At 71.6% G+C, this 25,711-nt stretch carries 17 protein-coding genes and 1 tRNA gene; 13 read left to right on the top strand and 5 right to left on the bottom strand.

From position 1 onward, the window contains the following. The first annotated feature begins 214 nt into the window (after positions 1-214). From PYS65_RS05015 to PYS65_RS04975, 9 genes are all read left to right on the top strand, one after another. The gene (locus tag PYS65_RS05015) at positions 215-3,928 is read left to right on the top strand and encodes a ThuA domain-containing protein (protein WP_279332554.1); all 3,714 of its coding nucleotides are present in this window, start codon (positions 215-217) and stop codon (positions 3,926-3,928) included. A gap of 162 nt (positions 3,929-4,090) precedes the next feature. Next, positions 4,091-5,296, top strand: coding sequence for an inositol-3-phosphate synthase (locus PYS65_RS05010; RefSeq protein ID WP_279332553.1), 1,206 nt, complete (start codon positions 4,091-4,093; stop codon positions 5,294-5,296). After that, a complete protein-coding gene (locus PYS65_RS05005) occupies positions 5,293-6,366 on the top strand; it encodes an SCO3242 family prenyltransferase (protein ID WP_279332552.1) in 1,074 nt (357 codons plus the stop codon). The genes PYS65_RS05010 and PYS65_RS05005 overlap by 4 nt, the downstream gene beginning before the upstream one ends. Next, the gene (locus PYS65_RS05000) at positions 6,363-7,325 is read left to right on the top strand and encodes a sugar phosphate isomerase/epimerase family protein (protein WP_279332551.1); all 963 of its coding nucleotides are present in this window, start codon (positions 6,363-6,365) and stop codon (positions 7,323-7,325) included. Before PYS65_RS05005 ends, PYS65_RS05000 begins: the two co-directional genes overlap by 4 nt. After that, a complete protein-coding gene (locus PYS65_RS04995) occupies positions 7,322-8,155 on the top strand; it encodes an EboA domain-containing protein (RefSeq protein ID WP_279332550.1) in 834 nt (277 codons plus the stop codon). Before PYS65_RS05000 ends, PYS65_RS04995 begins: the two co-directional genes overlap by 4 nt. Further along, positions 8,155-9,048, top strand: coding sequence for a TatD family hydrolase (locus tag PYS65_RS04990; RefSeq protein WP_279337856.1), 894 nt, complete (start codon positions 8,155-8,157; stop codon positions 9,046-9,048). The genes PYS65_RS04995 and PYS65_RS04990 overlap by 1 nt, the downstream gene beginning before the upstream one ends. 3 nt (positions 9,049-9,051) lie before the next feature. Further along, positions 9,052-10,221, top strand: coding sequence for a metabolite traffic protein EboE (gene eboE, locus PYS65_RS04985; protein ID WP_279332548.1), 1,170 nt, complete (start codon positions 9,052-9,054; stop codon positions 10,219-10,221). After that, complete coding sequence (locus PYS65_RS04980) at positions 10,218-11,624, top strand: alkaline phosphatase family protein (RefSeq protein ID WP_279332547.1); 1,407 nt, start codon at positions 10,218-10,220, stop codon at positions 11,622-11,624. Before eboE ends, PYS65_RS04980 begins: the two co-directional genes overlap by 4 nt. A 158-nt stretch (positions 11,625-11,782) precedes the next feature. After that, entirely contained in the window at positions 11,783-13,000 is a 1,218-nt protein-coding gene (locus tag PYS65_RS04975) for a sugar phosphate isomerase/epimerase family protein (RefSeq protein ID WP_279332546.1), read from the top strand. A gap of 127 nt (positions 13,001-13,127) precedes the next feature. On the opposite strand, the gene PYS65_RS04970 is transcribed toward PYS65_RS04975, so the two are convergent. The 4 genes from PYS65_RS04970 to PYS65_RS04955 form a co-directional block, all read right to left on the bottom strand. Then, a complete protein-coding gene (locus PYS65_RS04970) occupies positions 13,128-14,513 on the bottom strand; it encodes an OFA family MFS transporter (RefSeq protein ID WP_279332545.1) in 1,386 nt (461 codons plus the stop codon). 121 nt (positions 14,514-14,634) lie between these two features. Beyond that, positions 14,635-16,779: an acetate--CoA ligase family protein gene (locus tag PYS65_RS04965; RefSeq protein ID WP_279332544.1), complete on the bottom strand. Its 2,145-nt coding sequence runs from the start codon at positions 16,777-16,779 to the stop codon at positions 14,635-14,637. 3 nt (positions 16,780-16,782) lie between these two features. Then, positions 16,783-18,015 carry a formyl-CoA transferase gene (gene frc / locus PYS65_RS04960; RefSeq protein WP_279332543.1) on the bottom strand — a complete coding sequence of 411 codons (1,233 nt, stop codon included), beginning with the start codon at positions 18,013-18,015 and terminating at the stop codon, positions 16,783-16,785. An 11-nt stretch (positions 18,016-18,026) separates the two neighbouring features. Continuing rightward, a complete protein-coding gene (locus tag PYS65_RS04955; protein WP_279332542.1) occupies positions 18,027-19,709 on the bottom strand; it encodes a thiamine pyrophosphate-binding protein in 1,683 nt (560 codons plus the stop codon). 225 nt (positions 19,710-19,934) lie between these two features. Between PYS65_RS04955 and sucC the strand changes: the two genes are divergently transcribed. The 4 genes from sucC to PYS65_RS04935 all read left to right on the top strand — a co-directional run bounded on the left by sucC (position 19,935) and on the right by PYS65_RS04935 (position 23,833). Further along, a complete protein-coding gene (gene sucC / locus PYS65_RS04950; protein ID WP_279332541.1) occupies positions 19,935-21,065 on the top strand; it encodes an ADP-forming succinate--CoA ligase subunit beta in 1,131 nt (376 codons plus the stop codon). Positions 21,066-21,076: 11 nt separating this feature from the next. Continuing rightward, the gene (gene sucD, locus PYS65_RS04945) at positions 21,077-21,961 is read left to right on the top strand and encodes a succinate--CoA ligase subunit alpha (protein ID WP_279332540.1); all 885 of its coding nucleotides are present in this window, start codon (positions 21,077-21,079) and stop codon (positions 21,959-21,961) included. Between the two features lie 89 nt (positions 21,962-22,050). Continuing rightward, positions 22,051-23,607 (top strand): aldehyde dehydrogenase family protein, encoded by a 1,557-nt coding sequence (locus tag PYS65_RS04940; protein WP_279332539.1) that lies wholly within the window; start codon positions 22,051-22,053, stop codon positions 23,605-23,607. Between the two features lie 141 nt (positions 23,608-23,748). Then, positions 23,749-23,833 (top strand) — tRNA-Leu (locus tag PYS65_RS04935). 154 nt (positions 23,834-23,987) lie between these two features. Here PYS65_RS04935 and PYS65_RS04930 read toward each other — a convergent pair. Then, positions 23,988-25,406, bottom strand: a complete 1,419-nt coding sequence (locus PYS65_RS04930) for an MFS transporter (RefSeq protein WP_279332537.1) — start codon at positions 25,404-25,406, stop codon at positions 23,988-23,990. Positions 25,407-25,711: the final 305 nt, after the last annotated feature.

Below are 25,711 nucleotides of genomic sequence, written 5' to 3'. Positions count from 1 at the left end.
GCCCGGCATGCCCGGATCCTGCTTTGTCCTGTGTCGGGGAAAAGTTCAACCAGCCCTGACCCAAGGGGTGTTCGTTTCGGAAGAACGCGGTTACCGTCCCTGAAGTGTTCAGGACACCCGCGCCTTCGGGGTGACGACGCACCCCGGCGTCCGCACGCACCGCACGTCTTCGCACTCGTTCCGTACGGCTCCACCCCGTTCCCGGAGGGACTTCGTGCACAGAAGCAGACTCGAACCCACCCACACCACGAGACGTCCCAAACTTCGCACCGCCCTCGCCCTGCTCACCGGCCTGATGCTGGCCGTGGGCACCCCGGCGACCGTCGCCGGCGCCCACCCGGGCCACCCGGAGCACGACGAACCGGCCGCCGCCGAGGGGCAGTTCCAGCAGGTGCCGCTCGCCAAGGGCGAGCCCGAGACGGGCGAGCCGATGTCGCTCGCCGTGCTCCCGGACCGCAGCGTCCTGCACACCTCGCGCGACGGCACCCTGCGCCTCACCGACCAGGGCGGCGTCACCAAGGTCGCCGGCAAGGTCCCCGTCTACAGCCATGACGAGGAGGGCCTGCAGGGCGTCGGCATCGACCCGGACTTCGAGAACAACCGGGCGGTCTACCTCTACTACGCCCCGCCGCTCGACACCCCCGCGGGCGACGCCCCGGAGACCGGCACCGCCGCGGACTTCGCGAAGTTCGACGGCGTCAACCGCCTCTCCCGGTTCGTCCTCAACCCCAACGGCACGCTGGACCTGGCCAGCGAGAAGAAGGTCCTGGACGTCGAGGCGTCCCGCGGCATCTGCTGCCACGTCGGCGGCGACATCGACTTCGACGCCGAGGGCAACCTCTACCTGTCCACCGGCGACGACACCAACCCCTTCGCCTCCGACGGCTACACGCCGATCGACGAGCGGCCCGGCCGCAACCCCGCCTTCGACGCCCGCCGCAGCTCCGGCAACACCAACGACCTGCGCGGCAAGCTCCTCCGTATCAAGGTCGCCGAGGACGGCTCGTACACCGTCCCGGAGGGCAACCTCTTCGCCCCCGGCACCGAGAAGACCCGCCCCGAGATCTACGCGATGGGCTTCCGCAACCCGTTCCGGATCAGCGTCGACGAGAAGACCGGCACCGTCTACGTCGGCGACTACGGCCCCGACGCCGGCGCCGCCGACCCGAAGCGGGGCCCGGCGGGACAGGTCGAGTTCGCCAAGGTCACCGAGCCCGCCAACTTCGGCTGGCCGTTCTGCACCGGCGACAACGACGCCTACGTCGACTACGACTTCGCCACCAAGACCTCCGGCGAGAAGTTCGACTGCGACGCCCCGAGGAACACCTCGCCGCACAACACCGGTCTCACCGACCTGCCGCCCGCCCAGCCCGCCTGGATCCCGTACGACGGCGGCAGCGTGCCCGAGTTCGGCAGCGGCTCCGAGTCCCCGATGGCCGGCCCGGTCTACCACTACGACCCGGACCTCGACTCCAAGGTGAAGTTCCCCGAGGCGTACGACGGCGACTTCTTCGCGGGCGAGTTCGGCCGCCGCTGGATCAAGCGGATCGAGCAGACAGAAGACGGCTCCGTCGAGAAGATCAACGACTTCCCGTGGACCGGCACCCAGATCATGGACATGGACTTCGGTCCCGACGGCGCGCTCTACGTCCTGGACTACGGCCTCTCCTGGTTCCAGGGCGACGACAACTCCGGGCTGTACCGGATCGAGAACGCCCAGGACGGCTTCTCCCCGATCGCCGAGGTGGGCGCGGACAAGACCTCCGGCGCGGCCGGCCTCAAGGTCGCCTTCACCGCCTCCGCCAAGGACGCCGACTCCCCGGATCTCACCTACAGCTGGGACTTCGGCGACGGAACCAAGGGCGAGGGCCTCAAGCCCACCCACAAGTACAAGAAGATCGGTACCTACACCGCGACCTTCACCGCCAAGGACCCCGAGGGCAACACCGGCAACGCCAGCGTCCGCATCGTGGTCGGCAACACCGAGCCCAAGGTGACGATCGACGTTCCGGGCAACGGAGCTCTGGCCGCCTTCGGCGAGCCCGTCCCGTTCAAGGTGACCGTCACCGACCCCGAGGAGAAGGTCGACTGCTCCAAGGTCAAGGTCGTCTACAGCCTCGGCCACGACTCCCACGCCCACGAGCTGACCAGTGAGACGGGCTGCGAGGGCACCCTCAAGCCGCCCCCCGGTGACGGCGGTCACGACCCCAACGCCAACATCTACGGTGTCGTCGGCGCCAACTACACCGACGGCGGGGCGAACGGCCAGGAGGCCCTGACCGGCACCGCGCGCACCGTGCTCCAGCCGCTGCACCGCCAGGCCGAGCACTTCACCACCCAGCAGGGCGTATCGGTGATCGACAAGACCGGCGCCCACGGCGGCAAGACCGTCGGCGACATCCACGACGGCGACTGGATCTCCTTCAGCCCCTACCGGTTCGACGGGCAGAAGAAGCTGACCGTGCGGGCCTCCTCCGGTGGCGCCGGCGGCTTCGTCGAGCTGCGCACCGGCTCGCCCGACGGCAAACTGCACGGCTCGGCGTACATCCCGCCGACCGGCGGCTGGGAGACGTTCCAGAACGTCGACGTGCCGCTGCGGTCCCTGCCGAAGAAGACCACGGAGATCTACCTGGTCTTCCGGGGCGGCGACGGCGCGCTGTACGACGTGGACGACTTCGAGTTCTCCACCCAGCCGTTCAAGGACGGCAAGAAGGTCCTGGTCTTCTCCAGGACGGCCGGCTTCCGGCACGACTCGATCCCGGCCGGCATCGCCGCCCTCAAGGAACTCGGCGCCCCGGCCGGCATCACGGTCGACGCGACCGAGGAGGCCGGACAGTTCACCACGGCCAACCTCGCCAAGTACGACGCGGTGGCCTTCCTGTCCACCACCGGTGACGTGCTGAACGCCGCCCAGCAGAAGGCGTTCGAGAACTACGTCAAGAACGGTGGCGGATACATGGGCATCCACGCCGCCGCCGACACCGAGTACGACTGGGAGTTCTACGGCGGCCTCGTCGGCGCGTACTTCGACTCGCACCCGGCCATCCAGAAGGCCACCGTGCGCGTCGAGGACCACGACCACCCGTCCACCGCGCACCTGGACAACGCCTGGGAGCGCACCGACGAGTGGTACAACTACCGCACCAACCCGCGTGAGCAGGCCAAGGTCCTCGCCACCCTGGACGAGACGACGTACCAGGGCGGCACCATGAAGGGCGACCACCCGATCGCCTGGTGCCAGAGCTACGGCGGCGGCCGCTCCTTCTACACCGGCGGCGGCCACACCAAGGAGTCCTACGCCGAAGAGGCCTTCCGCACCCATCTGCTCGGCGGTCTGCAGTACGCCACCGGCCAGGTCAAGGCGGACTGCAAGCCCGCCAAGGGCTACCGGACGATCTTCAACGGCCAGACCCTGGACGGCTGGAAGCAGGCCGGCCCCGGTAAGTTCAACGTCAAGGACGGCACCCTGGAGTCCGAGGGCGGCATGGGCCTGCTCTGGTACCAGGCCAAGGAGCTGACGTCGTACTCCCTCAAGCTCGACTGGAAGATGCGGGGCGACGACAACTCCGGTGTCTTCGTGGGCTTCCCGGCCTCCGACGACCCCTGGTCCGCGGTGAACAAGGGCTACGAGATCCAGATCGACGCCACGGACGCGCCCGACCGCACCACGGGCTCCGTCTACTCGTTCAAGTCGGCGAACACCAAGGCCCGTGACCAGGTCCTGCGTCCGCCCGGCCAGTGGAACTCCTACGAGATCAAGGTCCAGGGCGAACGCCTCCAGGTGTTCCTCAACGGAGTCAAGATCAACGACTTCACCAACAAGGACCCCGAGCGGAGCCTGACCGACGGCCACATCGGCCTGCAGAACCACGGCGCCGGCGACCAGGTCTCCTTCCGCGACATCCAGCTGAAGGAACTGCCCTCCTAGGGCCTTTCGAGAGGCCCTGAGGGCCACCGGAACGGCGGCGGGCGGAGGACGCCGGACCTCCGCCCGCCGTCCCGCCGGGCCCCGCGCCCGGCACCCCGCCGGGCCCTTGCGGGCCCGCTTCCGGCGCTCACACCCGGTTCGCGTACGACAAGGAGGCTGCCCATGTCCGCCGGACCGTCCCTCCCCACCACCACCCCCGCCCCTTCCCCCGCCCCTTCCCCTTCCCCGGCCCCGCGTTTCGGCGTCTGGCTCGTCGGGGCGCGCGGATCCGTGGCCACGACCGCGATCGCGGGCTGCGCCGCCGTCACCGCCGGACTCCACCCGCCGACCGGCATGGTCACCGAGACCCCCGACTTCACCTCGTGCGGCCTGCCGCCGCTGTCCTCCCTCGTCTTCGGCGGCCACGACACCGTCGACTGCCCGCTGCCCAAACGTGCCGAGCACCTCGCCGCCGGCGGCGTCCTGCCGCACGGCCTGCCCTCCGCCGTGCACGCCGAACTCGTCGCCGCCGACCGGGAGATCAGACCCGGCGGCCCCCTGCCCGGTGACACGGACGGCGGATCGGGCCGCCAGGACGACGAACTGATCGACGTGTTCGCGGCCGACATCCGCGACTTCGTGCACCGCCAGGGCCTCGCGGGCGCCGTCGTGGTGAACGTCGCCTCCACCGAGCCCGCTCCCACCGACGGCTCCCTGCCGCCGAGCTCCCGCTACGCGGCGGCCGCCCTGCGCGCCGGCTGCCCCTACGTCAACTTCACCCCCTCCACGGGCCTGCACCACCCGGCGCTGGCCCCGCTCGCCGAGTCCTCGGGCCTGCCGTACGCGGGCCGCGACGGCAAGACCGGGCAGACCCTGCTGCGCTCCGTGCTCGGCCCGATGTTCCTGCAGCGCGCCCTCGCCGTGCGGGCCTGGTCCGGCACCAACCTCCTGGGCGGCGGCGACGGTGCCGCCCTCGCCGACCCCGCGGCCGCCGCCGCCAAGAACGCCGGCAAGGACCGCGTCCTCGCCGACACCCTCGGCACCACACCCGAGGGCGAGGTCCACATCGACGACGTCCCCGCGCTCGGCGACTGGAAGACGGCCTGGGACCACATCGCCTTCGACGGCTTCCTCGGCGCCCGCATGATCCTGCAGACCACCTGGCAGGGCTGCGACTCGGCGCTCGCCGCGCCGCTCGTCCTCGACCTGGCCCGGCTGACCGTCCGCGCCCGGCAGCGGGGCCTGTCCGGCCCGCTGAGCGAGCTGGGCTTCTACTTCAAGGACCCGGTGGGGGACGGCCCGTCCTCGCTGGCCGAGCAGTACGCGGAGCTGAGGCGCTTCGCGGGGCGGCTGCGGGACGGCACCGACGACCGCGGGGTGCGGCGATGAACCGCCCAGCCGCCCCGACGCGGGACACGCCCGCGTCGGCCGGGGCGGCAGCGGCGGACGGCCCGACCCCCGGGCACGCCGCCCCGCCCCTCCCCGGCCCCGCGCCCCGCACCTCCCGCCCCCGCTCCGGCCGCGCGGGCGCCTGGGCCGAACTGCTGCGGCTGCCCGCGCTGTTCACCGTCCCCGGTGACGCCCTGGCCGGGGCGGCGGCGGCCGGCGCGCGCCCCGGGCCCCGCACCCTGCTCGCCATCGGCTCCTCCCTGTGCCTGTACGAGGCCGGCATGGCCCTGAACGACTGGGCGGACCGCGCCGAGGACGCCGTGGAACGCCCGCACCGCCCGCTTCCGTCCGGCCGCATCCGCCCGGCCGCCGCCCTCACCGCCGCCGGTGCCCTCACCGGCGCCGGACTGGCGCTCGCCGCCGCCGCGGGACGCCCCGCCCTCGCGGTGGCCGCGCCCCTGGCGGCGACCGTCTGGGCCTACGACCTCGCCCTGAAGCACACCCCCGCCGGCCCCGCGGCCATGGCCGCCGCCCGCGGACTGGACCTGCTCCTGGGCGCGGCCGCCACCGGCGGCAACACCCGGTCCGCCCTGCCCTCCGCCGCACTGCTCGGCACGCACACCCTCGCGGTCACGGCCGTCTCCCGCCGGGAGACCACCGGCGGTTCGGTCCTGGCGCCGCTGGCGGCCCTCGCGACGACGGGGGCGCTGACACGACTGGCCGCCCGCCCCACCCGACCCCCGGCAGGCCGGCGGGCAGCAGCCGCCCCCGGCCTGCCGGGCTCCAGCCCGGCCGAGGGCCTGCCCAGGGCCACCGTCGTCCTCGCCACCGCCCTGGGCGCCGCCTACGCCGCCACGGCCGCCCGGCCCTACCTCCACGCCACGCTCAACCCCTCGCCCCCACTCACCCAACGCGCCGTCGGGAGCGGCATCCGGGCCACGATCCCGCTCCAGGCCGCGCTCGCCGCCCGCTCCGGCTCGGCCGTCACCTCCCTGCTCGTCGCGGCCCTGGCCCCGGCCGGCCGGATGTTCGCGAGGAGGTCCGCCATGAGGAAGGTGAGCATCACGTGAGCCGGAACCCGAACGGCGTCCCCTCGCCCCCGCTCCGCTTCGGCTACGGCACCAACGGCCTCGCCGACCTCCGGCTCGACGACGCCCTCGCCCTCCTCGCCGACCTCGGCTACGACGGGGTCGGACTGACCCTCGACCACATGCACCTCGACCCGCTCGCCCCGGACCTCGCCGCCCGCACCCGCCGGGTCGCGCACCGGCTGGACGCGCTCGGGCTCGGCGTCACCGTGGAGACCGGCGCCCGCTATGTGCTCGACCCCCGCCGCAAGCACGGCCCGTCACTGCTGGACCCCGACCCGGACGACCGCGCCCGCCGCGTCGACCTCCTCCTGCGGGCGGTCCGCGTCGCCGCCGACCTCGGAGCGCACGCCGTACATTGCTTCAGCGGCACCCTCCCCGACGGCACGGACGAGGACACCGCCTGGGAACGCCTCGCCGAGACCCTCACCCCCGTCCTGGACGCCGCCGCCACCGCCGGCGTCCCGCTCGCCGTCGAACCCGAACCCGGCCACCTCCTCGCCACCCTCGCCGACTTCCACCACCTGCGCCGCACGCTCGGTGACCCCGAACCCCTCGGCCTCACCCTGGACCTCGGCCACTGCCAGTGCCTCGAACCCCTCCCTCCCGCCGACTGCGTACGCGACGCCGCCCCCTGGCTGCGCCACGTCCAGATCGAGGACATGCGCCGCGGCGTCCACGAACACCTGCCCTTCGGAGACGGCGAGATCGACTTCCCGCCCCTCCTCGCGGCCCTCGCCGCCACCGGCTACCAGGGCCTGACCGTCGTCGAACTGCCCCGCCACTCCCACGCGGGCCCCCACTTCGCGGCCCGTTCCCTCCCGTTCCTCCACGCCGCGGCCCACACCGCCGCGACCACCATCGGCGCCGGCACGGCTCCCGCCCCCGCGCCCCCACCCGGCGATCCCTCCGCCACCCCCGAAGGGAGCAGCACCCCGTGAACCACCCCCGTGCCACCCCGGCCACCCCGGAGGCAGCCACCCTGAGCGGCCCCGAGGCGGCCCCCCGCCCTCCGGGAGCCTCGGCGGCCCCGGCAGCCGACGGCACCACCCCCGCCGCTCCCGCCACCCCGCTCCACCCCGCCGTCACCCCGCTCGCCGAACTGCACCGTTCTCTCTCCGCCCGCCTCGACACGGCCGCTCGCGCCTGGCTGGACCAGGCCCTGGACGAGGCGGCCGGCCGCCCCGGCACCCACGGGCCCATCTCCGTCTGGGAGCTGCGCCTGGCCGAGGCCGGCCGCCGCTGCGGCCCGGCCCACGCCGATGCCGCCCGCGTCCTGATCCTGCACGCGGCCCGCGCCGACCTCGAGGCGCTGACCCGGGTGTACCACCAGGGCACCGCCGACGAACGCCGGGCCGTCCTGCACGCCCTGCCCCACCTCGTGCCCGGCCCCGAGGCCCGCCCGCTCCTCGAGGACGCGCTGCGCACCAACGACACCCGGCTCGTCTCCGCCGCCGTCGGCCCGTACTGCGCCCGGCACCTCGACGCCCACGCCTGGCGGCACGCCGTACTGAAGTGCCTGTTCACCGGCGTCGACGTGGACCGGGTGGCGGACCTGCCCCGGCGCGCCCGGGGCGACGGCGAACTCGCCCGCATGCTCGGCGACTACGCCGACGAACGCACCGCCGCGGGCCGCCCCGTCCCGGAGGACCTGCACCGCGTACAGGCCCTGATCCGGCCCGAGTCCGCCACCCCGACGCCCGCCACGGACGACCACCGCGACGCCCGCGACGCCCGCGACGCCCGCCACCCCCACGGCAAGGAGTCATGATGCGCCTCTTCGACCCCCACATCCACATGACCTCGCGGACCACCGACGACTACGAGGCCATGTACGCGGCGGGTGTCCGCGCCGTCGTCGAGCCCGCCTTCTGGCTCGGCCAGCCCCGCACCTCGCCGGCCTCCTTCCTCGACTACTTCGACGCCCTCCTGGGCTGGGAACCCTTCCGGGCCGCCCAGTACGGCATCGCCCACCACTGCACCCTCGCGCTCAACCCCAAGGAGGCCAACGACCCGCGCTGCACGCCCGTCCTCGACCTGCTGCCCCGGTATCTCGTCAAGGACAACGTCGTGGCCGTCGGCGAGATCGGCTACGACTCCATGACCCCCGCCGAGGACACCGCGCTCGCCGCCCAGCTCCAGCTCGCCGCCGACCACGGCCTGCCCGCGATGGTGCACACCCCGCACCGCGACAAGCTCGCCGGTCTGCGCCGCACGCTCGACGTCGTCCGGGAGTCCGCGCTGCCCATGGACCGCGTCCTGATGGACCACCTCAACGAGACCACCGTCAAGGAGGCCAAGGACAGCGGCTGCTGGCTGGGCTTCTCCGTCTATCCCGACACCAAGATGGACGAGGAGCGGATGGTCGCGATCCTGCGCGCCCACGGCCCCGAGCGGGTCCTGGTCAACTCCGCGGCCGACTGGGGGAAGAGCGACCCGCTCAAGACCCGCAAGGTCGCCGACCTGATGCTCGCCGAGGGCTTCACCGACGACGACGTCGACCGGGTGCTGTGGCGCAACCCCGTCGCCTTCTACGGACTCAGCGGCCGGCTCGCCCTCGACGTCACCGCCACCGAGGCCACCCACGAGGGCAACTCCATCCTGCGCGGCGCGCCCAGGGACGAGCCCGCGCGGGCCGCCGGCGCCCCCGCCGCGGAGGCGTGAGCCATGCGTTTCCGCCACCCCGACGGCTCCACCGTCCACCTGGCCTACTGCACCAACGTCCACCCCGCCGAGACCCTCGACGGCGTCCTCGCCCAGCTGCGGGACCACTGCGAGCCCGTCCGGCGCCGCCTCGGCCGGGACAGGCTCGGCATCGGCCTGTGGCTCGCCAAGGACGCCGCCCACGCCCTGGTCACCGACCCGTCCGCGCTGCGCGGCCTGCGCTGCGAACTCGACCGGCGCGGCCTCGAGGTCGTCACCCTCAACGGCTTCCCCTACGAGGGTTTCGGCGCAGAGGAGGTCAAGTACCGTGTCTACAAGCCGGACTGGGCCGATCCCGAGCGCCTGGAGCACACCACCTCGCTGGCCCGCCTGCTCGCCGGACTGCTCCCCGACGACGTCCCCGACGGCAGCATCTCCACCCTGCCGCTGGCCTGGCGCACCGCCTACGACGGGCAGCGAGCGGAGACGGCCCGCACCGCCCTGCGCACCCTCGCCGAGCGCCTCGACGCGCTCCAGGAGCTGACCGGCCGCTCGATCCGCATCGCCCTGGAGCCGGAACCCGGCTGCGTCGTCGAAACCACCCACGACGCCATCGCACCGCTCACCGCGATCGGCCACGACCGCATCGGCATCTGTGTCGACACCTGCCACCTCGCCACCTCCTTCGAAGACCCGCACACCGCCCTGGACGACCTGATCCGGGCCGGTGTCCCCGTGGTCAAGTCCCAGCTGTCCGCCGCACTGCACGCGGAACAGCCCCACCTCCCCGAGGTCCGCGAGGCCCTGGCGGCCTTCGCCGAACCCCGCTTCCTGCACCAGACCCGCACGTCCACCGCCGCCGGCCCGCGCGGCACCGACGACCTGGCCGAAGCCCTGGCCGGCGACACCCTGCCCGACGCGGCACCCTGGCGCGCCCACTTCCACGTCCCGCTGCACGCGGCCCCCACCGCGCCCCTCACCTCCACGCTGCCCGTGCTGAAATCCGCCCTGACCCGGCTCGTCGGCGGCCCGCACCCGCTCACCCGCCACCTCGAGGTCGAGACCTACACCTGGCAGGCCCTCCCGCCCGAGCTGCGGCCCCGGGGCCGCGCCCAGCTCGCCGACGGCATCGCCGCCGAACTCACCCTCGCCCGCGACCTGCTGACGGACCTAGGCCTGAAGGAACTCCCTTGACCCCGGACCCCACAACGGACCGCGCCGCCGACCCCACCCCCCTCCTCGTCCTCGACGTCGTCGGTCTCACCCCCCGTCTCCTCGACCACATGCCCCACCTCAAGGCCCTCGGCCAGTCCGGCTCCCGCGCCCCGCTCGGCACCGTGCTGCCCGCCGTCACCTGCGCCGCCCAGTCCACCTTCCTCACCGGCACCCTCCCCTCCGAGCACGGCATCGTCGGCAACGGCTGGTACTTCCGCGAACTCGGCGACGTCCTGCTGTGGCGCCAGCACAACGGCCTCGTCGCCGGCGACAAACTCTGGGACGCCGCCCGCCGTGCCCACCCCGGCTACACCGTCGCCAACATCTGCTGGTGGTACGCCATGGGCGCCGACACCGACATCACCGTCACCCCCCGCCCGGTCTACTACGCCGACGGCCGCAAGGAACCCGACTGCTACACCCGGCCGCCCGCCCTGCACGACGAACTCACCGAGAAGTTCGGCACCTTCCCGCTCTTCCACTTCTGGGGCCCCGGCGCGGACCTCGTCTCCAGCCGGTGGATCATCGACGCGACCCGCCACATCAACCGCACCCGCCACCCCGACCTGACCCTGTGCTACCTCCCTCACCTCGACTACGACCTGCAGCGCTTCGGCCCCGACGACCCCCGCTCCCTGAAAGCCGCCGCGGACCTGGACGCCGCCCTGGCCCCGCTGCTCGACGACGCACGTGCCGAGGGCCGCACCGTCGTCGCCCTGTCCGAGTACGGCATCACCCGGGTGAACCGGACCGTGGACATCAACCGCGCCCTGCGCCGCGCGGGCCTGCTGGAGGTGCACACGCAGGACGGCATGGAGTACCTCGACCCGATGGCCTCGCGCGCCTTCGCGGTCGCCGACCACCAGATCGCCCACGTCTACGTGCGCCGCCCCGAGGACCTCGACGCCACCCGGGCCGCCCTCGAAGGGCTCCCCGGCATCGACCAACTCCTCGACGACGAGGGCAAGAAGGCGCACCACCTCGACCACCCGCGCGCCGGCGAACTGGTCGCCGTCGCCGAACCCGACGCCTGGTTCACGTACTACTACTGGCTCGACGACGAGCACGCGCCCGACTTCGCGCAACTCGTCGAGATCCACCGCAAACCCGGCTACGACCCGGTCGAACTCTTCATGGATCCCCTCGACCCGTACGTCAAGGTCAAGGCGGCCACCGCACTGGCGCGCAAGAAACTCGGCATGCGCTACCGGATGGCGGTCGTGCCCCTCGATCCATCACCTATTCGGGGCAGCCACGGCCGCCTCCCCGCGAGCGACGACGACGGTCCGCTCCTCATCTGCTCCACCCCCCGTGCCGTCGGAGACCGCGTCGCGGCCACCGATGTCAAACAACTCCTGCTCCGGCTTGCCGGACTCGGCTGACACACCACCACGGCTGACGCCCCACCACGACGGACGCACCACCACACAGACGCCTCCGAGATCCAGCGATCCAGCTACGGAGAGTGAAACACACGGCACTGACAACGGCCGGTCCCGGCGGCACCGGAACCGGCCACGACCGAGAAGGCAGGCCACTTGTGACCCCGTACTCCGACCCCTCCCGCACCGAGGCCGTCACCGCCTCGGCCGCCGATGCCCCGGACGAGGGACTGCGCCGCTCCCTGGGCGTGGACCGGCGCCGCTTCCTCAGCACCTGCACCGCCGTGGCGGCCGGAGCCGTCGCGCTCCCCGTCTTCGGCGCCGCCCCCGCCCTGGCCCACGACCGCGGCAGAGACCACGACCACGGGCACGACCACGGCCACGACCGCGGCGGGCAGGTGCTCGTCCCGCCGCACAAGCGCGGCATCATCCTCTACACCGTGCGTGACGCCACCGGCCGCGACCCCCTGTCCACCGATCTGCCCTCCGGCTTCCGCGAGGTGTTCAAACAGCTGGCCCGCCACGGCTACCGCCAGGTGGAGTTCGCCGGCTACAACCAGCACGCGAACGCACCCGGAGGGGCGAGCCTGGAGTCCGTGGCGGGAGCGAAGCTGCTGCGCCGCTGGCTGGACGACTACGGCCTGCGCGCCCAGGGCAACCACGGCTTCATCCCGTCCTCCTGGCCGCTGACCACGGCGGACAAGGAGACCTTCAAGAAGCACCTGGAGATCGCCAACATCCTCGGCCTGGACCACATGGGCACCGGCGGCGACCCCACCGGCAGCTCCCACCGCGCCGACTGGGACGTGGCCGCCGACAAGTGGAACGCCCTCGGCGCGATCGCCCGCCGCGAGGGCATCAAGCTCTACACCCACAACCACGACGGCGCCTACGGCTTCCTGCTCGACGGCGGACCGCTGGACGACCAGGGCCGGCCGACCCGCAGCTCGGGCATCCGGAAGCTGGAGTACTTCCTCAAGGTCACCGACCCGAAGCTCGTCTGGCTGGAGATGGACATCTTCTGGGCGCATGTCGCCCAGTACAAGTTCCACACGTACACCGCCCACGACGGTTCCACCCGCAGGAACGTCTTCGACCCGGCCGGCCTGGTCGCCCGCCACAACAAGCGCTACCCGCTGTTCCACGCCAAGGACGGCGTCGTCAGCACGACCAACGGCATGGGCTACGAGATGGTGCCCTTCGGAACCGGCGTCATCGACTACACGACGTTCTTCTCCCGGGTCGGGGAGCGGAACTACCGCAACCCGATGGTCGAGGACGACACCGCCCCGAGCGACACCGACCCCGGGCAGTCGCTGCGCGAGGCCAAGATCAGCTACGACAACCTGGCGGCCCTGCGCCGGCGGCGCCGCTGACCGGGAACACGGACCGGGCGGCCCCTCCCGCAGCATGCGGGAGGGGCCGCCCGGTCCGTGTGGACGAAACTCTCGTGCGGTACTCCGCAGCAGGGACGGTATGCGGCGTCGGCGGCGACCGGAAGGGTCAGGCCGTCTCGTCACCGAGCGGCTGCGGGTTCGGGACGATGCGGGCCTTCGGCCGCCCCGGGGGATGCAGGAACACGGCCACGCAACCGGCGAACAGGGAGATCGAACCGGCGAGGATGAACGCGCCCGCGTAGTCCCAGGTGGCCACCACGACGGCGCCCATGCCGGACCCGAGCAGACCGGAGACCAGCTTCGAGGAGTACACCAGGCCGTAGTTGGAGGCGTTGTTGTTCTCACCGAAGTAGTCGGCGGTCATCGCCGCGAACATCGGGAAGATGGCACCGCCGCCGAAGCCGGAGATGGACGAGAACAGCAGGAACAGCGGCAGGTTCCCGATGTTCCCGGAGAACAGGATGCCGTACTGGGACAGCCCGAGGACGATACAGACGAAGATCAGGCACTGCTTGCGGCCGTACCGGTCGGAGAGCCAGCCGATGACACCGCGGCCGGTGCCGTTGACGATCGCCTTCAGGGACATGGCGGTCGCCACGATGCCTCCGGCGAAGCCCGCGTCGTCGCCGAAGGGCACCTGGAAGGCGATGCCGAAGATGTTCACGCCCGAGGTGCACAGCAGGCAGAACCACATCAGCGCCACCCGGCCGGTCCGCCACGCCTCCTTGGGGGTGTACTGGTGCACGGCCGGCGGGTTCTTCTCCAGCGCGCGCCGGGTGCGTGCGTCGGTCGGCTTCTTCAGCGGGTCGATGTCGGCCGGCCACCAGTTCTTCGGCGGGTCCTTGAAGAAGTAGCCGGACACCGCCACCACACCGGCCAGGAACACACCCACGGAGACCAGCACCCACCGGAAGTTGGTGAGGTCCATGAAGCCGGTGAAGAGGAAGACGAACGGCACCGAACCGTAGGCGAAACCGCCGTTCACGAAGCCGGTCTTGCCGCCCTTGCGCTCCGGATACCACTTGGCGACCATGTTCACGCAGGTCGCGTACACCATGCCGGCGCCCATACCGCTGAACATGCCGAAGCCGAGATACGCGACGATCACATGCGGTGCGAAGGCGAGCGAGAGATAGCCCAGCAGGGTACCCACCGCACCGCACATCATCGCCCAGCGGGCCGGCAGCCGGCCGCTCTCCCGCAGCTTGCCCGCCGGGAAGGCCACCGCCGCCTGGAAGAAGACCCAGACCCCCAGCATCCAGAAGATGTGCGCGCTGCTCCACGAGTGAGCCGTGTGCAGGGTGTCCTCGGCGGACGCGAACGCGTACTCCGCCGAGCTGATGCCCATCATGCCGACCCAGGGCAGGATGACCATCCACTTGCGCTTGCGGCCCATGATGTCGACGTCGGTCTCACCGAGGCGGTAGACGCGTCCGTTCGCGTCGGCCACCTCCCGGTAGGGAACCGGACTACGTAGATCAGTCGTTGTCATGTCGTGTTGCACCCCTTGCGTCGAAAGTTCTGGCCAGCGCCCCCTGTCCCATGCCTTTCGTGCGCATTCGGGTCCCGGGGCCGGCCGACGCGCACCGTCGGCCGGCCCCTTTCCGCTCATCTCATGAACCGCCCCCCAACAACCCCGCCGCACGCGCCCAGCGGTACTTCGCGCCGAGCACGGCCACCGGCTGCTCGGTCGTGTACGGGTACGCCACGACCCCCCGCTCGAAGAGGTACTGGCACGCCTCCTCGACCTCCACGTCACCCGCGAGCGACGCCACCACCGGCTTCTCGACGCCCCGTTCGCGGAACTCGGCCACCACCCGCGCGGTGAGCTCGGCGAACACCATGGGAGGCGTGACGATCGTGTGCCAGTAACCGAGGACCAGCGCGTGGATGCGCGGGTCCTCGAGACCCAGCCGGATCGTCGCCTCGTACGTCGACGGCGGCTCGCCCCCGGTGATGTCCACCGGGTTGCCGGCCGCCCCGAACGGCGGGATGAACGCCCGGAACGCCGTGTCCAGATCCGGCGGGATCTCCATCAGCGACAGCCCGTTGTCCGTCACCGCGTCCGACAGCAGCACCCCGCTGCCCCCCGCCCCCGTGATGATCACGACGTTGTCGCCCTTCGGGGTGGGCAGCACCGGCAACGCGCGCGCGTACTCGAGCATGTCGTGCAGACCCGGCGCGCGGATCACACCGGCCTGCCGCAGGATGTCGTCGTACACGGCGTCGTCACCCGCCAGGGCGCCGGTGTGCGAGCCCGCGGCCTTCGCGCCCGCCGCCGTACGCCCCGCCTTCAGGACCACGACCGGCTTCTTCGGCACGGTCTCCCGCGCGGCCCGCACGAACGCCCGCCCGTCCTTGAGGTCCTCCAGGTGCATGGCGATGCAGTCGGTGCGCGGGTCCTCCCCGAACCAGGTCAGCAGGTCGTCCTCGTCCAGGTCCGACTTGTTGCCCAGCCCGACGATCGCCGACACACCCGTCCTGGTGGTGCGGGCGAAGCCCAGGATGGCCATCCCGATGCCGCCCGACTGCGAGGTCAGCGCGACCCCGCCCTTGACGTCGTACGGTGTGCAGAACGTGGCGCACAGGTCCTGCCAGGTCGAGTAGTAGCCGTAGATGTTGGGCCCGAGCAGCCGGACACCGTGCCGCTCGGCGATCGCCACGATCTCGTCCTGGAGTTCGTGCTCACCGGTCTCGGCGAACCCGGAGGGGATGAGGACGGCGTTCGGGATCTTCTTGCGCCCCACCTCCTCCAGCGCCGCGGCCACGAACCTGGCGGGGATCGCGAAGACCGCCACATCCACCTCACCGGGGACGTCCGTGACACTCTTGTACGCCTTGCGGCCCAGAATGTCATCGGCCTTGGGGTTCACCGGGTGGATCTCCCCGGCGAAACCGCCGTCGACGAGGTTGCGCATCACCGAGTTGCCGATCTTGCCCGCCTCGTTGGAGGCGCCGATCACCGCCACCGAACGCGGCTGCATCAGCCGCCGCATCGAGGTCAGGATCTCCTCGCGCGAGTACTGGCGGCGCTCCCTGGGCGTCTCGGTGGACAGGATCACCCGGATGTCCGCGGCGACGGCCCCGCCCGGGGTGGCGATCACCGGGTTGAGGTCCACCTCGGCGATCTCCGGGAAGTCCGTGACGAGTTGCGACACCCGGCGGATCTGCTCGGCGACCGCCCACCGGTCCACGCCCTCCCGGCCGCGCACCCCGCGCAGGATCTCCGCCGACCGGATCGAGTCCAGCATCGACAGCGCCTCGTCGGCCTCCACCGGCGCGAGCCGGAAGGTGACGTCCTTGAGCACCTCGACGAGCACCCCGCCGAGCCCGAACGCCACCACCTTCCCGAACGTCGGATCGGTGACCGCGCCGACGATGACCTCCTGCCCCTGCGGCAGCAGCTCCTGCACCTGCACACCGTCGATCCGGGCGGCGGGGTCGTAGGCACGCGCGTTCTCCACGATCCGGCAGAACGCCGCCCGCACATCGGCCGCGCCCTCCACACCGACGATCACACCGCCGGCGTCGGTCTTGTGCAGGATGTCCGGTGAGACGATCTTCATCACGACGGGCCCGCCGAACCGCGCCGCGTACGCCACGGCCTCCTCGACGTCCGTCGCCAGCTCCTCACCCGGTACGGCGATCCCGTACGCGTCCGCCAGCACCTTGCCCTCGGGCGCGGTGAGGGCGGTGCGCCCGTCGGCGCGCACCGCGTCGAGCAGTGCGCGCACCCGGAGCGTGCGGTCCTCGGCCATCACTCAGATCACCCCGTTCGACTTGAGCAGACGCAGTTCCTCGTCGCCGATTCCGAGCTCGCCGACGAACACCTCTTCGTTGTGCTCGCCGAGCAGTGGGGAGGCGACCACGTCGACGGGGGAGTCGGAGAGCTTCAGCGGGCTGCCGACGGTGACGAACGCGCCGCGTTCGGGGTGCGGGACGGTGACGACCATCCCGTTCGCGGCCAGCGAGGCGTCCTCGATGATCTCCTTGGTGGACAGGATCGGCCCGCACGGGATGTTGCGCGCGTTCAGCCGCTCCAGCACCTCCCACTTGGGCAGCGTCGAGGACCACTCCTCGATCAGCTGGAACATCTTGCCCAGCCTGGGCAGCCGTGCCCGGGGGGTCGCCCAGTCGGGGTCCTCGGCCAGCTCCGGCCGGCCGATCAGCTCGCTGATCGGCTTCCAGCCGACGGGCTGCACGATGACGTACACGTAGTCGTTCGGTCCGCCCGGCGCGCACCTGACCGCCCAGCCGGGCTGCCCGCCGCCGGAGGCGTTTCCGGACCGGGGAACCTCGTCGCCGAAGTCCTCGTTGGGATATTCGGCGAGCGGACCGTGGGTCAGGCGCTGCTGGTCGCGCAGCTTCACCCGGCAGAGGTTGAGCACCGCGTGCTGCATGGCCACGTTCACCCGCTGCCCGCGCCCGGTGTGCTCCCGCTGGAACAGGGCGGCGAGGATGCCCGCCACCACGTGGATGCCCGTGCCCGAGTCCCCGATCTGGGCCCCCGTCGCCAGCGGCGGCCCGTCCTCGAAACCGGTGGTCGACATCGACCCGCCCATGGCCTGCGCGACGACCTCGTACGCCTTGAAGTCGGTGTACGGGCCCTCGCCGAACCCCTTGATGGAGGCGTAGACGATCCGTGGATTGATCTCCTTGACGCGGTCCCAGGTGAAGCCCATCCGATCGACGGCGCCCGGTCCGAAGTTCTCGACCATGACGTCCGAGCGCCGGATCAGCTCGGTGAGGATCTCCTTGCCGCGCTCGGTCTTGGTGTTGAGGGTGATGCTCCGCTTGTTGCAGTTGAGCATCGTGAAGTAGAGGGAGTCGACGTCCGGGAGGTCGCGCAGCTGTGTGCGCGTGATGTCCCCGGTGGGGGCCTCCAGTTTGACGACGTCCGCGCCGAGCCAGGCCAGCAGCTGGGTCGCGGAGGGCCCGGACTGGACGTGCGTCATGTCCAGGACGCGGATGCCGTCAAGTGCCTTGGCGGTCATGGGCGTGCACCTCACTTGTACATCGTCTGGTTCATGGTTCCGGGGGCGTACGCGTCCGGGTCCACCCAGACGTTGATCAGGGACGGCTTGCCCGACTCGCGGGCCCGGCGCAGCGCGGGGCCGATGTCGGCGGGGTCGCGGACCTCCTCGCCGTGACCGCCCAGCATCTGCGCGAACTTGTCGTACGGGACGTCGCCGAGGGTGTTGCCGACCCGCTCCCGTTCCTTGCCGTACTTGGCGGCCTGGCCGTAACGGATCTGGTTCATCGAGGAGTTGTTGCCGACGATGCCGACGAAGGGCAGGTCGTAGCGGACGAGGGTCTCGAAGTCCCAGCCGGTCAGGGAGAAGGCACCGTCGCCGAAGAGGGCGACGACCTCCTTGTCGGGCCGGGCCTGCTTGGCCGCGAGCACGAAGGGGACACCGACGCCGAGGGTGCCCAGCGGGCCCGGGTCCATCCAGTGGCCGGGCGACCTGGGCTGGACGACCTGCCCGGAGAAGGTGACGATGTCGCCGCCGTCCCCGATGTAGATCGAGTCCTCGGTGAGGAAGTCGTTGATCTCGCTGACCAGCCGGTAGGGGTGGATGGGCGAGGCGTTGGACCTGAGCTGCGGCAGCCGCTTCTCCAGCGCGGTCTGCTCGGCCGCGCGCAGCTCGTCCAGCCACTCCTTGCGCTGGGAGGCACCGCCGTTGATCCTTCCGGACACCGCCTCGGTCACCGACTTCAGCACCAGCCCCGCGTCGCCGACGATGCCGAGGTCGATGTCGCGGTTCTTGCCGACGGTGCGGTAGTCGAGGTCGATCTGCACGACGGTCGCCGTCGGCGACAGCCGCTTGCCGTAGCCCATGCGGAAGTCGAAGGGCGTGCCGACGATCACGATGACGTCGGCGTTCGTGAAGGCGTACCGGCGTGACAGCTGGAAGTGGTGCGGGTCGCCGGGCGGCAGGGTGCCGCGTCCCGCGCCGTTCATGTAGGCGGGGATGTCGAGGGCGCGGACGAGTTCGACGGCCGCCTCGGTCCCGCGGGTGGTCCACACCTGGCTGCCGAGCAGGATGGCCGGCTTCTCGGCGTGCGTCAGCAGGTCGGCGAGCTTCTCGACGGCCTCGGGGTCGCCGGCCGAGCGCGTCGAGGCGCGGTAGGCGCCCTGCCGCGGCACGCGTGCCGCGGACGCCGGGACCTTGGCGTCCAGGACGTCGCGCGGGATCTCCAGGAAGGAGGGGCCGGGCGCGCCGTGGTAGCACTCGCGGTAGGCCATCGACACCATGTCCGCCGCGCGTGCCGTGTCCGGCACGGTCGCCGCGAACTTGGTGATGGGGTTCATCATGTCGACGTGCGGCAGGTCCTGCAGGGACCCCATCTTGTGCTGGGTCAGGGCTCCCTGACCGCCGATCAGCAGCATCGGCGACTCGGCGCGGAAGGCGTTGGCGACGCCGGTGACGGCGTCGGTGGTGCCGGGGCCCGCGGTGACGACCGCGCAGCCGGGCTTGCCGGTGATCCGGGCGTAGCCGTCGGCCGCGTGCGCGGCCACCTGTTCGTGACGTACGTCGACGACCTCGATGCCCTCGTCCACGCAGCCGTCGTAGATGTCGATGATGTGGCCGCCGCACAGCGTGTAGATGCGGTCGACGCCCTCGGCCTTGAGGGCCTTGGCGACGAGGTGACCGCCTGAGATCAGGTCCTGTGTGTCGTCGGGCATGGCGAAGTCCTGTCCCTTCATAGGGGGTGGGAACGCTCTCGCGAACTACTCGCGCACTACTCGCGCACCGCTCTCGCAGTACATTGCATACAGTCGACGAATACTGTATGAAGCTTGTTATCCCGCATCCCATGAGTGGTGTCCAGGGGGTGCGCGCCACTTTTCCCACGCCGGACCCCGGCTTCTCCCAGCGACCTTCCGGCGACTTCGCAGACAGGAGCCGAGATGGACCTGTACGAACACCAGGCAAGGCAACTCTTCGAGGAACACGGCATCGTGGTGCCGAAGGCCGAGGTCACCGACACGCCCAAGGGAGCCCGCGTGATCGCCCGCCGGCTCGGCGGCCGCGTCGTCGTCAAGGCACAGGTCAAGACCGGCGGACGCGGCAAGGCGGGCGGGGTCAAGCTCGCCGCCGACCCGGCCGCCGCCGAACTGACGGCACGCCAGATGCTCGGCATGGACATCAAGGGGCACACGGTCGGCGAGGTCATGCTGGCCCAGCCCGTGGAGATCGAGGACGAGTTCTACGTCTCCTACGTCCTCGACCGCGCGGCCGGCCGCTTCCTCGCCATCGCCTCCGCCGAGGGCGGCATGGACATCGAGGAGGTCGCCGCAGCCCGCCCCGAGGCCGTCGCGCGCATCCCCGTCGACCCCGTCGAGGGCGTCACCTCGGCGACCGCGGCCCGCATCGCCGAGACGGCGGGCCTCCCGCCGCAGACCGTCGACGTCCTCGTCCGGCTCTGGGAGGTCCTCGTCCGCGAGGACGCCCTGCTCGTCGAGGTCAACCCGCTCGTCCGCACCCGCGACGGACGGATCATGGCCCTGGACGGCAAGGTCACCCTCGACGACAACGCCCGCTTCCGCCAGGCCCGGTGGGGAGCGGAGCACTCGGCCCACGCCGACCCGCTGGAGGCGGCCGCGGCGGCGAAGGGCCTCAACTACGTCAAACTGGACGGCGAGGTCGGCATCATCGGCAACGGCGCCGGCCTGGTCATGTCGACCCTCGACGTCGTCGCCGGCTGCGGGGCCCGCCCCGCCGACTTCCTCGACATCGGCGGCGGGGCGTCGGCGCAGATCATGGCGGACGGACTGTCCGTCATCCTCTCCGACCCGGCCGTGAAGTCCGTCTTCGTCAACGTCTTCGGCGGCATCACCGCCTGCGACGCGGTGGCCGACGGCATCGTCCGCGCCCTGGACACCGTCCGGCTGACCAAACCGCTCGTCGTACGCCTCGACGGCAACAACGCGGCCCGGGGCCGGGCCATCCTCGACGAGCGTGCCCACCCGCTGGTCGAACAGGTCACCACGATGGACGGCGCCGCCGACCGCGCGGCCCGACTCGCCACCACAGCCTGAGGAGAGCGGACATGGCGATCCACCTCACCAAGGAGAGCAAGGTCCTCGTCCAGGGCATGACCGGCGGCGAGGGCATGAAGCACACCCGGCGGATGCTCGCCGCCGGCACGAACGTCGTCGGCGGGGTCAACCCCCGAAAGGCCGGCCGGACCGTCGACTTCGACGACCGTGCGGTGCCCGTCTTCGGATCGGTCGCCGACGGCATACAGGCGACCGGAGCCGACGTCACGGTCGTCTTCGTACCGCCCGCCCACGCCAAGGCCGCCGTCGTGGAGGCGGCCGACGCCGGCATCGGCCTGGCCGTCGTCATCACCGAGGGCATCCCCGTCCACGACTCCGTCGCCTTCATCACGTACGCACGGCAGAAGGGCACCCGGGTCGTCGGCCCCAACTGCCCCGGCCTGATCACCCCCGGGCAGTCCAACGCCGGCATCATCCCCGCCGACATCACCAAACCGGGCCGCATCGGACTGGTCTCCAAGTCCGGCACGCTCACCTACCAGCTCATGTACGAACTGCGGGACATCGGCTTCTCGACCTGCGTCGGCATCGGCGGCGACCCCGTCGTCGGCACCACCCACATCGACTGTCTCGCCGCCTTCCAGGAGGACCCCGACACCGACCTCGTCGTCCTCATCGGCGAGATCGGCGGCGACGCCGAGGAGCGCGCGGCCGCCTACATCGGCGAGCACGTCACCAAGCCGGTCGTCGCCTACATCGCGGGCTTCACCGCACCGGAGGGCCGTACCATGGGCCATGCGGGCGCGATCGTCTCCGGCTCCTCGGGCACGGCGCAGGCGAAGAAGGACGCCCTGGAAGCCGTCGGCGTCCGGGTGGGTGGCACACCCACGGAAACGGCACGACACGTACTCGCCGTCCTCGAAGCCGGACGGTGACCCACCCCCACACCCCGGCCGCACATCTGTCCAAGGACGGCCCCCGGGCCCCCTCCTCTCGACTGTGCACCGAGAGCGGAGCGAACCGCATGGCATCCACCCTCACCCCACCCACCCTCACCCTCAAAGCCGGCACCTCCTGGACCGACGCCTGGCAGCGCTGCCTCGCCGTCGCCCCCGAGGCCTTCCGGGACGACCGCGTCCTCAACCTCTGGAACGCCGCCTGGCAGGCCGACGGCAGCACACTGCCCGCCGTCAGCCCCGTCGACGGCAGCCCCGTCGTCGGCCCGCCGCGCCTGGACCGGGCCACCGCCCAGGACGCCGTACGTGCCGCGCTCGACCAGCACCGCGCCTGGCGGCACGTCCCGCTGCCGGAACGCCGCGCCCGCGTCGCCGCCACCCTGGACGCCCTCACCGAACACCGCGAACTGCTCGCCCTCCTCCTCGTCTGGGAGATCGGCAAACCCTGGCGGCTCGCCCAGGCGGACGTCGACCGGGCCATCGACGGCGTGCGCTGGTACGTCGACGGCATCGACGCCATGGTCGCCGGCCGGGCCCCGCTGGACGGGCCGGTGTCCAACATCGCGAGCTGGAACTACCCGATGAGCGTGCTCGTCCACGCCCTGCTGGTCCAGGCGCTGGCGGGCAACGCGGTCATCGCCAAGACCCCGACCGACGGCGGCGTCGCCTGTCTGACCCTGGCCGCGGCGCTCGCCGCCCGCGAGGGGATCCCCGTGACCCTCGTCAGCGGCAGCGGGGGCGAACTGTCGGAGGCCCTGCTGCGGGCGCCCGAGATCGGCTGCGTCTCCTTCGTCGGCGGCCGCGACACCGGCGCCGCGGTGGCCACGGCCGTCGCCGACCTCGGCAAGCGGCACATCCTCGAACAGGAGGGCCTCAACACCTGGGGCATCTGGAACCACTCGGACTGGGACGCGCTCGCGGCGGTCGTCCCCAAGCTCTTCGACTACGGCAAGCAGCGCTGCACGGCGTATCCGCGCTTCGTCGTCCAGCGCCGGCTGTTCGACGAGTTCCTGGCCGCGTACCTCCCCGCGGTGCGCACGCTCAGGATCGGCCACCCGCTCGCCGTGGAGCACCCCGACGACCCCTGCCCGCGGCTGGACTTCGGACCGGTGATCAACGCGGCCAAGGCGAAGGAGCTGCGCGACCAGATCACCGAGGCCGTCGACCGCGGCGCCGTACCGCTGCACCACGGCGAGGAGGCGGACGCCCGCTTCCTGCCCGGCCAGGACACCTCGGCGTACGTCCAGCCCGTCACGCTGCTGGACCCGCCCCCGTCGTCGCCGCTGTACCACGCGGAGCCGTTCGGGCCGGTCGACACGATCGTCCTGGTCGACACCGAGGCGGAGCTGCTGGCCGCCATGAACGCGTCCAATGGTGCGTTGGTGGCCACGCTGTCCACGGACGACCGGGCCACCTACGACCGACTCGCCCCGCAGATCCGCGCGTTCAAGGTCGGCCACGGCACCCCGCGCTCCCGTGGCGACCGGGACGAACTGTTCGGCGGGTTCGGCGCCTCCTGGCGCGGCGCGTTCGTCGGCGGCGAGCTGCTGGTCCGCGCCGTGACACAGGGTCCGGCGGGAGAGCGGCTGCCGGGCAACTTCCCGGAGTACCACCTCATGCCCTGACGAGCCCCGCACCCCGTGCTCCGGGCAGGGCGAGCAACCCCTGCCCGGGGCACGGAAACGCAGGTGAAAGGCACTGCGAAACCTTGGTATGGTTGTCCACGTCGCCGAGGGGAACGCCCCTGACACGGCGGCACACACCTGGTCCGGGTGGCGGAATGGCAGACGCGCTAGCTTGAGGTGCTAGTGCCCTTTATCGGGCGTGGGGGTTCAAGTCCCCCCTCGGACACTCGCAGTGACGATACGGATGCAAGGGCCTCGACCTTACGGTCGCGGCCCTTTTTCGTGTGTCCACGGGCGCTGTCCGACGGCGCCCGTACAGAAGACACCGCGGCCCCCTCCCTCGCACGAGGGAGGGGGCCGCGGTGAAACGCCGGACGGGTTCAGCGGGCCGCGGTGGCGGCGGGGACCTCGTCCCGGCCGACGGCGGCGTCGGCGGTGGCCTCGCCCTCGTCGAGGGCGGTGTCCTTGGTCTCCTTGCCGATGAGCAGGGCGACCAGGGTCAGCAGTGCCATCGCGGAGAGGTAGACGCCGACCAGCCGCGGCGAGCCGTCGGCGGCCTCCCACAGCGCCACCGCGATGAACGGGGCGACGGCCGCGCCGAGGATCGAGCTGACGTTGTACGAGATGCCGGAACCGGTGTAGCGCACGCTCGTCGGGAACAGCTCCGGCAGGAGCGCGCCCATCGGGCCGAAGGTCATGCCCATCAGCGTGAAGCCGAGCACCAGCCACAGCACCACGCCCAGCGTGCCCAGGCCGATCAGCGGCACCCACACCAGCCCGAAGACCAGGATTCCGACGGTGACCCAGATCAGGGTGGCGCGGCGGCCGTACTTGTCGGCGAGCGGACCCGAGATCAGGGTGAACGCGGCGAAGAACAGCACCCCGAAGATCATCATCAGGACGAAGGTGGTGTAGCTGTACCCCAGACCGGGCACGGCGGCGTCCGTCGCGGTACGGCCGTAGCTCAGCGAGAACGTGGTCATCAGGTAGAAGAGCACGTACGTCGCCAGCATGAAGAAGGTGCCGAGGACCAGCTGCCTCCAGTGGTTGCGGAAGACGGTGGCCAGCGGCAGCTTCCGCACCAGCCCGGCCTCCTGGGTCTTGGCGAAGACCGGTGCCTCGACCAGACGCATCCGCACCCACAGGCCGATCGCGACCATCACGGCCGAGAACAGGAACGGGATGCGCCAGCCCCAGCTCAGGAAGGCCTCGGAGGGCTGCGACGGGTCGGCGCCCGCGGCGGACGGCAGCAGCGCGCCGATGATCAGGAAGAGGCCGTTGGCGATGATGAAGCCGAGCGGGGCGCCCAGCTGCGGGAACGTGCCGTAGAGGGCGCGCTTGTTCTTCGGCGCGTTCTCCGTGGCGACCAGCGCGGCGCCGCTCCACTCCCCGCCCAGCGCGAAGCCCTGGGCGAGCCGCATCAGCACCAGCAGCGCGGTCGCGATCCAGCCGGCCTGCGCGTAGGTGGGCAGCACGCCGATGAGGAAGGTGGCGATGCCCATGGTGAGGAGCGAGGCCACCAGCGTGCCCTTGCGGCCGAGCCGGTCGCCGAGGTGTCCGAAGACGACGGCGCCGATCGGGCGGGCGACCATGGCGGCGCCGAACACCGCGAAGGACGACAGCAGTGCGGTGGTCGGGTCGCTGTTCGGGAAGAAGAGCGAGGGGAAGACCAGGACCGCGGCGGTCGCGTAGATGTAGAAGTCGTAGAACTCGATCGTCGTGCCGATGAGGCTCGCGACGAGGACACGGGACCGCGAGTTGACGGGCGCCGGGGCTGGGGTGGTGGCTGGTGCGGGCATTTCTCGGTCTTTCGCACGAGGGCGGAGAACAGACGCCGGCGGTGTGCCGCCGACGGTCCGTCCGACAGCAGGAGCCTTCCCCGGGGGAAGGTCGTGTGCACGGTACAGGCATTTCAAGGCTCTCAGACATCTCACGTGCCAGTCAGCCCGTATCGACATGTGAGACGAGTGCGTGGTGTCGGGTGTCCTGAGCGCGCGCAGGGGCGGGCCGGGGCAGTCGGCGGGCGAACGGCGAACGGCGAACGGCGAACGGCGAACGGCCCGCGGTACGGACCGGGAGGAATTCCCGGCCCGTGCCGCGGGCC

Origin of the sequence: Streptomyces cathayae, assembly GCF_029760955.1 — a bacterium.
Lineage (GTDB): Bacteria > Actinomycetota > Actinomycetes > Streptomycetales > Streptomycetaceae > Streptomyces > Streptomyces cathayae.
This window is presented reverse-complemented; position numbering and strand designations above follow the sequence as displayed.

Coding starts and splice junctions, on each gene's coding strand:
- sucD (WP_279332540.1), top strand. CDS start 21,077: ATGGCGATCCACCTCACCAAGGAGAGCAAGGTCCTCGTCCAGGGCATG.
- PYS65_RS04970 (WP_279332545.1), bottom strand. CDS start 14,513: ATGACAACGACTGATCTACGTAGTCCGGTTCCCTACCGGGAGGTGGCC.
- sucC (WP_279332541.1), top strand. CDS start 19,935: ATGGACCTGTACGAACACCAGGCAAGGCAACTCTTCGAGGAACACGGC.
- PYS65_RS04990 (WP_279337856.1), top strand. CDS start 8,155: ATGCGCCTCTTCGACCCCCACATCCACATGACCTCGCGGACCACCGAC.
- PYS65_RS05010 (WP_279332553.1), top strand. CDS start 4,091: ATGTCCGCCGGACCGTCCCTCCCCACCACCACCCCCGCCCCTTCCCCC.
- eboE (WP_279332548.1), top strand. CDS start 9,052: ATGCGTTTCCGCCACCCCGACGGCTCCACCGTCCACCTGGCCTACTGC.
- PYS65_RS04940 (WP_279332539.1), top strand. CDS start 22,051: ATGGCATCCACCCTCACCCCACCCACCCTCACCCTCAAAGCCGGCACC.
- frc (WP_279332543.1), bottom strand. CDS start 18,015: ATGACCGCCAAGGCACTTGACGGCATCCGCGTCCTGGACATGACGCAC.
- PYS65_RS04965 (WP_279332544.1), bottom strand. CDS start 16,779: ATGGCCGAGGACCGCACGCTCCGGGTGCGCGCACTGCTCGACGCGGTG.
- PYS65_RS05005 (WP_279332552.1), top strand. CDS start 5,293: ATGAACCGCCCAGCCGCCCCGACGCGGGACACGCCCGCGTCGGCCGGG.
- PYS65_RS04955 (WP_279332542.1), bottom strand. CDS start 19,709: ATGCCCGACGACACACAGGACCTGATCTCAGGCGGTCACCTCGTCGCC.
- PYS65_RS04930 (WP_279332537.1), bottom strand. CDS start 25,406: ATGCCCGCACCAGCCACCACCCCAGCCCCGGCGCCCGTCAACTCGCGG.